Raw genomic sequence first — 13,424 nt, 5'->3', positions numbered from 1 at the left:
TTTAAGAATATTTTTTGAATTGAGTAACTTTGGTTTTTAAGGCTCGGTGGGTAAAGACTAGGGCATAGAGGAAAGAAAAAATATAAACACAACTTGTAGACAAGGCAATGCCAATAATGCCAAGCCATTGCATAAATAAATAGTTCAACACTACATTAATAGTTAAATTTGCCGCGGAAAGATAAAATAAAGTCTTATTTTGATTTAGGGAATTGATTAACCTAACGAGAAGAATATTGGCGAGATAAAAGGGGATTTGTAGAGCATATAAAGTTTGAATTGGTACAACCATTTGAGTATCTGTGGCAGTGAAAGAGCCTCGTTGTAACATCAATTCAATAATAGGTTTAGAAAAAACCATTAAACCAATTGCCAAAGGAACTGTCCCAGCAAAAATTAGACCTAAATACTTGCGTAAGGTCCCTTGCAAATCTTGCCAGTTTTCTGCCGCAATCATTTTGGAAAAATAGGGAATCACAGCTGTTCCCAGTGCGGTACTCAAGAGACTGATAGGCGAAGCAATCAGTCGATTACCATAATTGAGTGCGGCAACACTCCCAGGAGATAACATCGCTGCCATCGATTGATCGATCGGCATAGCACTACAAATCAATAAAGCACCCGCCGCAGCTGGGATATATTGATTAATAATCTGGCGCAAATTGGCATCTAGTCCAGACCATCGAGGATATATTATTAGTTTTTGTTTTCGCAAGATTACTGCTAAAATAACCAATTCTAGTAGAGTGCCCATCAGTAAACCAATGGTAAGAGCAAATACTCCCCAACCAGGAAAGCTATAAAGTAAAACAATGCTCACCAATGGAGTCAGAATCGGTGCTACTGCTGCCAAGGCAAATTTTTCCCATGCATTTAAGACTGCTCCCCAAATAGTTCTAATTCCACTCAGACAAATTAGAGGTGCGATGGACCAGAGGAGCTTACAAGTAAGCTCTAATTTTTCTGGGGGAAATCCACTAGCAATCACTTTAAGATAACAAGGGGCAGTTGTCGCCACGGTCAAGGTTGCCAAGACCAACAAAAAACTGCTGAAAATAGAGGTGTTGGCGAATAGTTTCTGAGCAGAGACAAAGCCTTCGCGATCGCGAACCCGAATATAGGTGGGAATGAAAGCCGCATTCAAAGAACCGGCTACCACGTTAATCGCCAAGCTGGGAATTACCAGGGCGATAAAAAAAGCATCTAGGCTGTCATCAGTGCCGAATTGCCAAGCCACAAGAATTTCTTTGACAATTGACGCTAGTTTTACCACTGCCGTAAATACAGCCACCGTAAAGGCTGCACTAAAAATCTGACGATCTATTGAGCTTGTTGTCAGTTTTTGCCAATAATTAAGCCAGGATGTTCTCATTGAATATCGCCTCTGGCATGACTTAATTGCCTATATTTAGTGATTTTTTGGCTATCGATCTCTACGGGCGTGGCAATAGTTAATCTATGTTGTAAGGAATTATAACCAGTATTCTCTTCCCAAAGGTTTTGGTTAGCTAGTCTAATAGAATATTCAGGACGGTTAGTTAACCCAGGAGTCGGATCTGGTAAATTGAGAAAGACTTCGTAGTCCCCAGGAGTGATATCGGATGGCAAATTTGCCTTCACCTCAACATCATTCTTGGTCCCTGGTTGCCAGAATCTAGGGTCGTGATCGATTGAGATAACATATTCTTGACCCGTTTGCGAAGACCGCAATACCAATTCTACTTTTCTAGGGTTATAGAGACTCGCCCATCCCTGGTTTTCAATTTGGAAGTTGAGGGCAAAAACGCCACCAGGTTGGCTTTTTATGGTTGCTGTCGATTCTATCAAGCGGAATCTGTAACCTAGACGCTTAGCAATTTCTTCATAACAGCCTTGTTCTTGCCAATCTTGAAATATTTGATAAAGATATTCATTAGAAACAGGAAACAAGTTTAAAAGACTCCAGCGCATTTGTGCCAATTCTTTGACTGCGGTGGGACAATCAGTTCTGGGAGGATTGTATCGACAAACCTCTCCCCCTTGAACGACATAAAGATTATCCTGATGCAGAAATTGTTTTTGGGCAGTTATTTTTTCCGACTGAGTAGAGCTATAAGTACCTTCATCATCAATCGATGCCAGAAAACAATTATTATAAGAGCCAGTGCGCGATTTCTTGGTGCCATCAAAGGCTTCTTTTGCTGTTATTGGCTGGTAATCGTTAAAGGAATCGCGTTTATAGTGGGTATAGCGAATTGTGACCATACGTTCCGGTGGAAGTACAGACAAAGCTTTAAATAGAATTTCTTTCCTAGCTTCAGGATCTTTATCTAAACCATGGGTAGAACTATGCCATTCTCCCCAATAACCAATAAATCCTGGTTCCATATAGGCAATAACGTCATAATTTTGTTCGAGAACAGGGCGTAATTGCTCTAGATGGGCCAAGATCGTTTCCTTGGGTTCGTCATCGCCTCCTCCTAACCAGTTATAGGTAAAACGGATAATTAATTTCACCCCTGCTTTTCTGGCAGTGGTAAAGTCTGATTGCACCTTGTCTAAGAATTTTTGAGAAAGAGGTTCATCTCTAAAATCGTCAATTAAATAATAGCGACGAGCAACAGTAATATTCCGTTCACGCAATTGCTTCAATTCGTCTAATTTTAGAGGGGGACGGGTGTCGTTTCCCCAAGGGTCAAAGCTAACAAAAAAACCTCGTTCGGGATTGGGAAAATCGCGATCACTTTGTCGATAATAATTAGTAACCATATCGTTTCGAAAATCTACTTTTTGATAGATAGTAATCATCGAAATTATGATCAACATCAAACCAAATTTACGAGGATAAAGCATACTTAATTTTATTACTCATCTTATTTGTTTTTGATTTTTCTATTGATTTTTAATTATTGAATTTAATGATAAAGATAGTTCAATCTAGTGCCTGAATACATTTAAGCTACCAATATTCTATAAGGATGTATATTTTTTTTCGTTAAAGATTTTGTATGAAATTTGTTTAGAAAATTCTTTTTAAGAGTAATAAGTAATTTTTGTAAAATTCAAGTATTAAATGTATATTTTTTGTAAATGAAAAACGGAGAAAAATAAAATATACTTGAAGAAATTTTTAATCTTGACCCTTGATTCCCGCACAACGATGCTAATCATTTCTTGAACGACGCATTTTTGGATTAATAATTTCACTTAAACCTTCTCCCACTAAAGACAAACCTGTGACCATTACCGTCATGGCCAAGCCAGGAAAAGTCGCTGGCCACCAAATGCCTGTGGGTAGAGCATCTAAGGCCAAACGAAGATCATGACCCCATTCGGGAATTTCTGGAGGCAAACCTAAACCCAGAAAGCCTAAACCACCCAAAATAAGAATTGCATCGGCTGCATTGAGTGTAAACAAGACAGGAACACTTTGAATGACGTTAAAAAATAAATAACGAGATAATATTCTGCTCGTCGGTGCACCCATTGCTTGGGCGGCTTCGATGAATAATTCGGTCTTGACGCTCGTGGTGTGATTGCGAACCAAACGATAATATTGCGGGACATAGGCGATACTGAGTGCGATCGCAGCGTTAAACACTCCTTTTCCAACCACAAAAGCTAAAGTGACCGACAAAAGCAATCCTGGCAAAGTATAAATAGTATCCATCAGGAACAGTAAAACTTTGTCCATTTTCCCGCCAAGATAACCACTGACTAAACCGAGGGGAACGCCAATAACAAGGCTCAAACTGGTTGCTAGGATCACTACTTTCAAAGCTGCTTGAGTTCCAAATAGAGTTCGAGAAAAAACATCATATCCTTGACGAGTCGTGCCGAACCAATATTCTGAGCTAGGGGGTTGATGAATCGGATTAATCAAAGATTCGGTCGGATTTTGGAGCCAACCCCAACTTTGCAAGCTTGGAGCAAGCAAAGCAATGAGAACACAACTGATGGTGATGATGAACCCAATAATGGTTAACTGTAGCGACAGACTGGGACGAAATTTGGAGATCCTAGCTTTGGTAGCGGTCATGGTTATCAACTTTTTACTGTCATTCCGTCGGCATTATAACAACGTCAATTGATAAATGTTCAATGTTTACTGTTCAATATCTACCCCAGTGCGCACAATCAGAATAGAACAGGGTGTATGGTGAGTAATATAGTTGCTGACGCTGCCGAGGAACATTTCCTTCAGCCCTTTCAATCCTCGACTACCAACTATGATCAAATCGGCTCCCCAAGTGTCTGCTAGCTCACAGATCGTTCTTCCTGGGTTACCAGTTAATTGCGAATATTCTACACTTACGCCTGCTTCTGAAGCTTTTCTGGTGAGATTTTGTAAAAGATCTAGCCCTAATTTTTTGTATTCTGCTAACTGCTTACGATAAATTTCAAAATCGCGATCATCCACCACTGGATAATATGCATAGTTGGGCAAGATGGGATAACCTGATTCATTTTCAGATAAGACATGCAAAAACATTAAAGTCGAGTCAGTTGCTTTAGCTAAAGATAGGGCTGAATCCAAAACGGATTTATTTTTTTCAGAACGATCAACTGCGACCAGAATTTTATTTATCATGATCAATACCCCTTTCTAAAGGATGAGGAATATCTAAAATGAAGGCTGTTGCTAAGTTAGAGAATGCAAACAACTTACATCTTCAATTCTCTTATAAGCAATTAAGTTGAAGAACTTGTGAAGATAAATCTCTGTAGCCGTCATAATTTAATTAGGAGTGAAAACCTCAATCCTATTAAGTACACATCAAACAGAATCTTTAGTTCTCTGGTGGCATCAATCGAAGGGATTCCCGCAGTTACATTAGGGAAAAGTGGTCTTATTTACGCCCACGCCCACTAGTCAAATTTATCATAACGATGGAGCGGATCTTCGCTTACAATACTAGCAAGAGCTTTTCTAGTAGTCTTGAATACTGTTTGTAATTTTGTAGGCTCATTTCTGTAAGCAGTTTCCATTACTTTAACCGCTTCCTGGACGGTTTCATCCTCACTAATTCTACGGATAAAAGAAGCCACTAAAGATGTTATTCTCGACAAAAAGGCTTTACAACTAGGATGAAAGTCGTATTTATACGCAGCATATAAAGACAATGTTCCTACTACTTTACCTCTTGAAATAAGTGGAAAGCAGGCAAAAGATTGGAAGTTGTTTGTTTCCACCCAGTTCTTATTAATAAAAAAAGTGTTTATATTATTTTCGCTGATCATTATTATAGATGGTTCCCTATTGTTGCTTGCCCAACCTGGATGAGAACTATCTTTATTAGGACTTATTGATTCATTTTTGCGTTCTTCTAATAATCTTGCTTTCTCTTCTGGGGTATTGGCAACTATATCAATACCGGCTACTTTTAGCAGCCCAAATTTGTCCTTAACACGTAACACACAAGCTTTAAAAGAAGTATTTTCAGAAATTAAGCGACTTACTATTTCTTGGTAAACTTTTTTTGGCTCTTTAAAAGAGGCTCTGATTAAAAATTCATCTAAGTCTTTTTCAAGTATTCTTTGTTTGTTTCTTCTCCAATTAGATATAGCTTCAGAAACAGATGAACTTACTGTATACAACCATGCTAAGTCCTTGTCGGGAAAGCTACAGGTAGGATAAGAGTTAGCTGTCCCAGGTTCAACTTTATTTATGACAACAAGAACGCCATAAGTTTTATTTTTACCGTCTAATGGAACTGCTACTCCGCAATTTAAAGAGCCAAGTTTTTCTAAATATTTCTCTTCAAAGGTATTCAGTATATTTTGATCTTTTTCTCCAGAAACTTGTAAAAATTGAGGTTTCCCAAATCCATCAGCTTGAGGACGTGCTGCTTTTACAATCAAGTTATCGTCCTCACACAGATCATAAATCTCATTCTCAAACCACTTGTTACTTATTAATATATTCTGGTTATCTATTCCATCTATACTGTGGCGCTTTAATTTACCTTCTTTAGAAAACAAATAAATTGCGGTTGTCTGAGAATTCAACTTTTCTCTTATTAATGAAATTGCCACCTTAATTATTTCTTCTTTGTGTTCAAACCCCTGCAATATTTTTTTGATAATTGACAAATCTTCAAATGAGTTTTTTGAAGTGTAACGAATATATTTTGGGAGAAATGAAATTAATCTTTCGCGAGAATAAGAATTCAGTTTATAAAAGTTTTTTCCTACTATCGATTCCGTAACGGTATCTTCCATAATAGGAAGAATAAACTTTAATTTAAATAATTTAGGATCTTCTTTTTCTATTTGAAAAAAGCGGTTTAAGTAGTGAGCATAGTTGTTCGGCTGGTTTTTGCATAACCCAATAAGCAGTTGGGCCGCAAATTGTGAATCAAATTTTTCAAATAATAAATTTTCAAATAAAATTTTTATTTTTTCAGAAGGCATAAATCCTGATAAGACAGCAAAAATAGTTTGAGTAATATCGTCATAATCAATATTGTTTTTATCGAGTTCATATCCTAATCTTTTATCATCAATAATTGAGATCAGGCTTTCAATAGCTTGATCGGCTCCCAGGTAAGCAATTGTAATGGCAACATCCTTAAGGATATTAATATCATCAAACTCTTTAAGATTAAGCTCTGAAGCTAATAAGGCAAATGCATTTTTAAACTTTTCTTGTTGATTGGCTTCTAAATATTTAAATATATACTTTAATTGACGCGTAGTTGTTGTTTGATTAGATAGAATAAGCGGATAAAAATTTTTATCTTTCAACCCTCGCCTTATCCATGTTGCTATCTCCCGAGCATCACTTTTTTTGAAAAATTCATTTAATTTTTGCTCGTTCATGTAAAAAACTCCTGCACATTAAAAAACTATGAAATAAAAAAGATATATTATGATATGTATTTTTTATGTTGAGGAGATGACCAGCGTATTGGCAATTTGCTTAAAAATGTTGTGCTATCGTATGTTTTCTCGCAAGTTCTAGTAGTTCCCAACCTTTTTAATCTAAATCCTTCTCCAAAAGGAATTGGCGGATGTATTGCTTCTGGCAAGCCTTCTTCGTAAGTTTCTATATCCACCGTTCTTCCCCATCCATCTGGCGTAGATTTAGAAATATAAATATTGGAAACACAGCCATCAAAAAAAACTGGAGAAAAAAATTTGTTTTTGGCAACTACCTTTGTGGAGTATATGATTTCTATTAATTGCTCTTCTTGATTTCTAAGACATTCAAGACCCAGACGATTTCTAATAATGGATGCCCAATTTTCTTTGGCTTCGTTTTGTTTTATTTCATCAAGAGATGACGTTTTAGTAACCCAGGCCAAAGGTCTTCCAGTTTTGATTTTGCCTTTTCCGACTTCTCCAAGGTCAGCTTGCTCCAACAAGCTTAACTGACTTTCAGTAAGTGGTTGCTTTTCAATAGATAAAGGAATTTCTCTTAGATTTAAGTTGTAGCTTATTAAACTTGGTAAGTCTACAACTCTTGAATAATTTTCAGGTGAATCATTTATCTGATGTCCTTGACATAGATATTCATCCTTGATCGCTTCCTCAAATGCGATTAATGGCTCTTGGATTTCTTGTCTTGCCCAAGTTAGTTCAAGAATCTGAAAAAAACTATTACTCAACTCCTCAGGTACGCGATTCTCCTCGAGATCGTAAACAATATTCGATAAGATAGCTATTCCTGTTTTAGAGCACTCCATACTACTAACCCAGCCATTCAGTACACACATTCTATTACAGTATTCCCTTGATGAATATTAATATTATATTTTGTAATATAATATTAATACTTGTACTACAAGCGCTGATTTTAATTCTATTTGCTCAATCAAAAAAACTGTATCTTAAATATGTGATTTATGATATGTATTATTATTAACTTGAGATTCTGTAAATAATTGCTATTAGACCTCTTGCATAATTGATCATCTTGCATAATTGATCATTACGGTATGGTAGAGGGCAGATTAGTTAGGTCAAATCGGGTTGTTAGCACATCATGCGCTGAATATTGCAAGAGGTCCATTATGTAGAGACGATTTGCGAATTGCCCTACGAACGATATTCGGTTGCAACTTGATCTGCCATCAGACAGAAATTACTTGGAATGACTATACAACCTAATTAATAAGTTGACTAATCCTATTGTTCAACTTATTGCAATTTTATTTTGACTAGTAAGTCCTTGCCCAATTTCTCCCCGATAGACAATCGCATGCCATTTACAAAATCCCATCCTGATTGCGCTTTTTTCCCTGCAAGTTGTACCTCTGTCAATAACAATAATCCTGAACCTGTTTGCACCACCGCACCGAAGTTTTTAACACTAGCGGCGATCGCACCAGAATCCCCTGAAAGCTTTGCTAACTCTGGCCATTTGGCTTGTAAATCTGTTGGCAATTGCTCTATATATTCTGCGACTAAAGGAATAGTTGCTTTAACTTTAAGTTGTTGATCACGAAAACTAGTAATACAGCTAGGATAGAAAGCGCGAACTTGATTGTGAATCGCGATCGCATCTTGTGACCAATCAATCACATAGTCAGCTTTATTTATCAAACGAGCATAGCTAGACTCCGCATCATTTTGTGCTATCGGTTTTAGAGAATTGCTATCTAGCTTTAGTAAGGTTTCAATCAGTAATTCGGCTCCTTGAGCAGCTAGCTTAATTGCAAGATCGAGAGAATTATCGAGTAAATCAATTTTCGTATGGGCCTTGAGCAGCATGTCTCCAGTGTCCAAGCCTTGATCCATCAGCATAGTCGTAATTCCCGTTTCGCGATCGCCGTTGTAAATGCTCCATTGAATCGGAGCCGCACCGCGATATTGAGGCAAGATCGAACCGTGAACATTAATACATCCGATGCGTGGCATATCGAGGATTTCTTGGGAAAGTATTTGACCATAGGCAACCACAACAAAAGCATCAGCCGCAGCTTCGCGGAGTTTGTCGAGAGTTTCCTGGCTTTTTTTGACTCTTTTGGGTTGCCAAGCCGGAATGTCATGCTCTGTAGCGATTTTTTTGATTGCAGAAGGAATAGTTTTACTACCTCTGCCTCGGCGTTTATCGGGTTGAGTAACTACCGCAACCACCTCAAATTTGGGATGCTCAATTAAGAATTTTAATGTGGGGACGGCAAATTGAGGCGTACCAAAAAATACGATTTTCATTTGTTTCATTCTAAAAAACTCAATAATAGTAGGTGAAAGTGAGGGACAATAAAAGAAAAAGATAATTTTAATCAGATGACAGAATTATTAGAACAAGCAATCAAACAGCTAAAAACATTAGATATAGAGGGACAGAATGCCATTGCCTCTATGATTTTAGAAGAACTTGAAAATGAGACGAAATGGGATACAAAATTTGCTCAATCCCAAGATTTGCTGGCCAATCTAGCTGCTGAGGCAATGGAAGAGCATCATGCAGGATATACTGAAGAACTTAATCCAGAAAAATTGTGAAATCAAGAACTACAAGTAAGTTCCGCAAGGCATTTAGTACTTTACCAAATACAGCTCAAACCCAGTCAAGACAAGCATATAGGCAATTTCAACAAGACCCCAATCATCCTAGTTTAAGACTCAAAAAAGTTCATTCTAGACTTCCGATTTACTCTGCAAGAGTTAGCAAAAATTATCGAGCAGTTGGTCAACTCGAAGATGATACGATAATTTGGTTCTGAATTGGTTCTCATGCAGAATACGATAAATTGCTATCGCAAATATGAATTATCTAAATCCAGATGTATCCTATAAACTCCTGCAATGATAGCTTACGCTTATTGTCAAAACTGACTTTATGGGGGGAGAAAACATAATTACTCTATAATTATTAGGCTGTTGATATATAGATTTGTTATTAAAAAAATTTTTATTGGAGCAAGAGCTGCATGACGAGAATTCTTAAACTGGCGCAGATGAGTCCAGAGGAACTCACGAAGTTAAAAAAAAGGGCTGAGTTGGATATTGAACAAGCGTTATCCATTGCAAAAGAAGCGATCGATAATATCAAGCAAAATGGTGATGCTGGGGTAGTGGAATATGTCAGAAAGTTTGACTATCCAGATGCCACCATCGAAAACATTAAGGTAACAGAAGCTGAATTTGCGGCGGCGGAGAAGGAAGTCGACCCTGAAATTAGAGCTGCGATCGCCCATGCTTTTGCCAATATTAAAGAAGTCCATGAGCGTCAAATGCCAGAAGAGATTCAACTGGCGGAAATTGACAAAGGGGTTTTTGCTGGTGAAAAGGTTACCCCGATCGCGAGTGCTGGGTTATATGTTCCTAGAGGCAAAGGTGCTTTCCCTTCGGTAATGCTCATGTTGGCAGTGCCGACTATGGTTGCAAAAGTGCCTAGAGTAATGGTTTGTACTCCTCCTGGCAAAGATGGCAATGTTGAGCCCGCATCTTTGGTCGCGGCGACTATGGCAGGAGTGACTGAAGTTTATAAGCTGGGTGGCATTCAAGCTATGGCAGCAATGGCTTTGGGGACAGAAACAATCCCTAAAGTTGATAAAATCACTGGCCCTTGTAATGTTTATGGTTCAGCAGCCAAAAGAATTCTCTACGGTACTGTAGATGTTGGTTTGCCCGCTGGGCCTAGTGAGTCGATTATCCTGGCCGATGAGACAACTGATCCTCGTATTGCAGCTCTCGATTTACTTATCGAAGCGGAGCATGGCCCTGATTCGGCAGCTTTGTTGGTGACTGATAGTGAGAAGGTTGCGAATGAAGCTTTAAAACATTTACAGGAATATTTGGCAAGATTGCCTGAATGGCGCAGAAATTTCTGTGAGACTGGCTTGTCTTCCTATGGGGGGATTATTTTGACTTCTAGTGTGGAGGAGTCGATCGCCTTTGTGAATGATTATGCTCCTGAGCATTTAGAAGTGTTGGTTGAAGATCCTTTTAGTGTGCTAGGAGATATCGTGAATGCGGGTGAGATTTTGCTGGGTGAGTACACGCCGATTCCGACGGCGAATTATTGTTTAGGGGTTAATGCGATTTTGCCCACTGGTGGTTTTGCTCGTTCCTATTCTGCGGTGTCGGTTTTTGACTTTTTGAAGCGTTCTGGTATTGGTTATTTGACGAAGGCTGGTTTCAATAAGTTGAAGAAGACGGCTTTTACTTTGGCGGATTATGAGGGTTTTTCGGCTCATGCTATGGCGATTAAGGAGCGGGATGAGCTTTGGAAATAATCCATCTCAATTTTTTCGATTAAATCCATAAATGCTACTGGGGGACTAGCCCCCCAGACCCCCCATTGGGGACGATACGCCCTCCCCAAACCCCTGCCGAAGTGTTTACTAATTAGTTACATAATTGGGGAGTTTCTAGGAAGATATGATGTTTTCTACTTTACATTTATTGTTTTATTGTTTCTCCGGAACTCTCATCCTTTAAAAGTATCTGACTTCTAATTGATATTGAGGAAAAAAGATTTGTCTGATAAAGATTTACAAGAAATTCAATCGCTTCAATTTACAGATCTCGAAGCTGCCAATCAATTACTCAAGGATTTTTTTAAGAATAATTTACCTTTTAATGTCAAAAGTGTAAATCTCCGTCCTTTGGCAGTTTCTCTTAATTCTATTAACGGTATTATAATTACCGAAGAGGGTGAAAAGCTATTTTTTAAGACCCATGTGGAGCCGCAAAGCATTATCAGCGAATATTATAATTCTCAAATTTTAGCTGATGCTAATTATCCTGTGATTCAGCCGATATTTAGTTCGACTGAATGGGGTAAGCAATTATTAATTTATAAGTTTTTTGATTTTCCTTCTCTGTTTGACGTTGCAAGAGAAATCGAGACTGGTCAAAAACATAATGCCGAACAAATAATTGCGATTCAACAAAAGTCTGATGATGATTTGTGGTCTATCTATCAGAATACTCTCCAACCTCTAACTGCTAAAGAACATAGCGATTCCCCGATTCATCAATTGTTCTACCATCGATTAACTGGAGGGCGGTTTGATGATTTTTACCAAGATACAGAATTAAGTTTGCCCGGACAAGATATTAACTACAATTATCTATCACAATTAAAATGGGTTATTAATGGGGTTGAGTTTCAAGATAGTTTGGCCGAATTAGTTACGTTGGCTAGTGAATATTTGAATCCAGAACGTAACGATACTATTTCTATAATTGGTCACGGTGATGCTCATAATGGAAATGTTTTTGTTGATGAGGCGAATAATGATTTAATTTATTTTGATCCTGCTTTTGCTGGTCGTCATTCACCTTTTCTCGATTTGACAAAGCCCTTTTTCCATAATGTGTTTGCCATCTGGATGTATTTTCCCCGAGAAGTTGCCCAAGACTTGAATATGACTTGGGAAATCAAAAGTAATCAGATCATTGTTAATCATGATTTTGTGCCCGCAGATGTCCGAGTTGAATTTCTTCGTTCTAAGTTTTCCAGGGTGTTGAAGCCATTATTAAAACTATTGAGATCGCAAAATCAATTACCAGAAAATTGGCGACAATATCTCAAACTAGCTTTGTTCTGTTGTCCTTTCTTGACGATGAATTTAAGCGATCACAAAAAATTCCCTCCAGAAATAACCCTACTTGGTCTATGCATGTCCGTGGAAATGGGCAGTAGTAGTATCAACGAAAAATACAGTTTATTAGATATAGAATTAGAGCGCATTATTACTCAAGCTCTTTAATTTAATCTCATGGGATCTGAGGATAAGTCATTGGTATCTGTAAATTTTGGGGTGTATTGAAATGTTTGAAAATACCAAACAGGCCACAGAAAATTTTTGGATGGCAATTTATCTGAGATTTCTCGCAATTGTTATGGCCTATGGAGCATTGGTGCATATGATGAATTTACTGGGTTTTGGAGAAGTTATTGAGGGTGGCAGACCTTTAACTTGGACAGTAGAAGATCTTGTCTATGGATTATTAGATACAGCTACGGCCATTGGACTTTGGCAAAAAACAATCTGGGGAATACTCTGCTTTTTTAGTGCTATTGCATCCCAATTTATTATTTATACTGTTTTTATTGATTACTTTGCCTTTACTATCGAACAAAAACAAACTATTTATGGGCTTTTAGGCACGGAAGTGATTTTGTTATTGGTATTTGGTCTGTTATTTGTCCTTAAGAAATAGTCGATATTAAAGCTAATTTATAAAATATAAAATAGACCTCTTGCAAAATATTTTTGTGGTAGAGTAAAGGGCTTGCACTTCTCTTGTACCTCATTTATGAACTACGCAAATGCCAAATCTCTATCAGGTAAAAAGTTTAAGCGGCGCTTTGGGGTCGAGAAAAAAACTTTTGAACGAATACTTGAAGCATTTAAGCAAGAATTTCCTCACAGACCAAAAGCAGGACGACCTTGGGATTTAGCAAGAGAAGAGCAAATTTTAGTCACCCTGGAATATTGGCGAGAATATCGTACCTATTTTCATATTGCAACAGATTTTGG

Annotated in this window: 12 protein-coding genes and 1 pseudogene; 6 read left to right on the top strand and 7 right to left on the bottom strand. The window is 37.8% G+C overall.

The window, feature by feature from the left end:
• Position 1: 1 nt before the first annotated feature.
• The 7 genes from murJ to fmt form a co-directional block, all read right to left on the bottom strand.
• On the bottom strand, positions 2-1,372 hold the full coding sequence (murJ, locus tag XEN7305_RS08790; RefSeq protein ID WP_006509045.1) for a murein biosynthesis integral membrane protein MurJ: 1,371 nt from the start codon (positions 1,370-1,372) through the stop codon (positions 2-4).
• Positions 1,369-2,832: a DUF4832 domain-containing protein gene (locus XEN7305_RS08785; RefSeq protein ID WP_006509044.1), complete on the bottom strand. Its 1,464-nt coding sequence runs from the start codon at positions 2,830-2,832 to the stop codon at positions 1,369-1,371. The genes murJ and XEN7305_RS08785 overlap by 4 nt, the downstream gene beginning before the upstream one ends.
• 310 nt (positions 2,833-3,142) lie before the next feature.
• Positions 3,143-4,018, bottom strand: a complete 876-nt coding sequence (locus XEN7305_RS08780) for an ABC transporter permease (RefSeq protein ID WP_006509043.1) — start codon at positions 4,016-4,018, stop codon at positions 3,143-3,145.
• Between the two features lie 66 nt (positions 4,019-4,084).
• Positions 4,085-4,570, bottom strand: a complete 486-nt coding sequence (locus tag XEN7305_RS08775) for a universal stress protein (RefSeq protein ID WP_006509042.1) — start codon at positions 4,568-4,570, stop codon at positions 4,085-4,087.
• A 278-nt stretch (positions 4,571-4,848) separates the two neighbouring features.
• Complete coding sequence (locus tag XEN7305_RS08770) at positions 4,849-6,801, bottom strand: GAF domain-containing protein (RefSeq protein WP_006509041.1); 1,953 nt, start codon at positions 6,799-6,801, stop codon at positions 4,849-4,851.
• A 47-nt stretch (positions 6,802-6,848) separates the two neighbouring features.
• Complete coding sequence (locus XEN7305_RS08765; RefSeq protein WP_006509040.1) at positions 6,849-7,697, bottom strand: hypothetical protein; 849 nt, start codon at positions 7,695-7,697, stop codon at positions 6,849-6,851.
• 424 nt (positions 7,698-8,121) lie between these two features.
• Positions 8,122-9,138, bottom strand: coding sequence for a methionyl-tRNA formyltransferase (gene fmt, locus XEN7305_RS08760; protein ID WP_040897199.1), 1,017 nt, complete (start codon positions 9,136-9,138; stop codon positions 8,122-8,124).
• Between the two features lie 75 nt (positions 9,139-9,213).
• Here fmt and XEN7305_RS08755 point away from each other — a divergent pair, with 75 nt between their 5' ends.
• The 6 genes and pseudogenes from XEN7305_RS08755 to XEN7305_RS30300 form a co-directional block, all read left to right on the top strand.
• Complete coding sequence (locus XEN7305_RS08755) at positions 9,214-9,432, top strand: hypothetical protein (protein WP_006509038.1); 219 nt, start codon at positions 9,214-9,216, stop codon at positions 9,430-9,432.
• The gene (locus tag XEN7305_RS08750) at positions 9,429-9,653 is read left to right on the top strand and encodes a type II toxin-antitoxin system RelE/ParE family toxin (protein WP_006509037.1); all 225 of its coding nucleotides are present in this window, start codon (positions 9,429-9,431) and stop codon (positions 9,651-9,653) included. Before XEN7305_RS08755 ends, XEN7305_RS08750 begins: the two co-directional genes overlap by 4 nt.
• Before the next feature lie 207 nt (positions 9,654-9,860).
• Complete coding sequence (gene hisD / locus XEN7305_RS08745; protein ID WP_006509036.1) at positions 9,861-11,168, top strand: histidinol dehydrogenase; 1,308 nt, start codon at positions 9,861-9,863, stop codon at positions 11,166-11,168.
• Between the two features lie 243 nt (positions 11,169-11,411).
• Positions 11,412-12,650, top strand: a complete 1,239-nt coding sequence (locus tag XEN7305_RS08740) for a hypothetical protein (protein ID WP_006509035.1) — start codon at positions 11,412-11,414, stop codon at positions 12,648-12,650.
• A 61-nt stretch (positions 12,651-12,711) separates the two neighbouring features.
• Positions 12,712-13,104: a hypothetical protein gene (locus tag XEN7305_RS08735; RefSeq protein ID WP_006509034.1), complete on the top strand. Its 393-nt coding sequence runs from the start codon at positions 12,712-12,714 to the stop codon at positions 13,102-13,104.
• 246 nt (positions 13,105-13,350) lie between these two features.
• Positions 13,351-13,424: pseudogene (locus XEN7305_RS30300) on the top strand (transposase family protein); the annotation flags it as partial.

It is taken from the genome of Xenococcus sp. PCC 7305, assembly GCF_000332055.1.
Classification (GTDB): Bacteria; Cyanobacteriota; Cyanobacteriia; order Cyanobacteriales; family Xenococcaceae; genus Xenococcus.
This window is presented reverse-complemented; position numbering and strand designations above follow the sequence as displayed.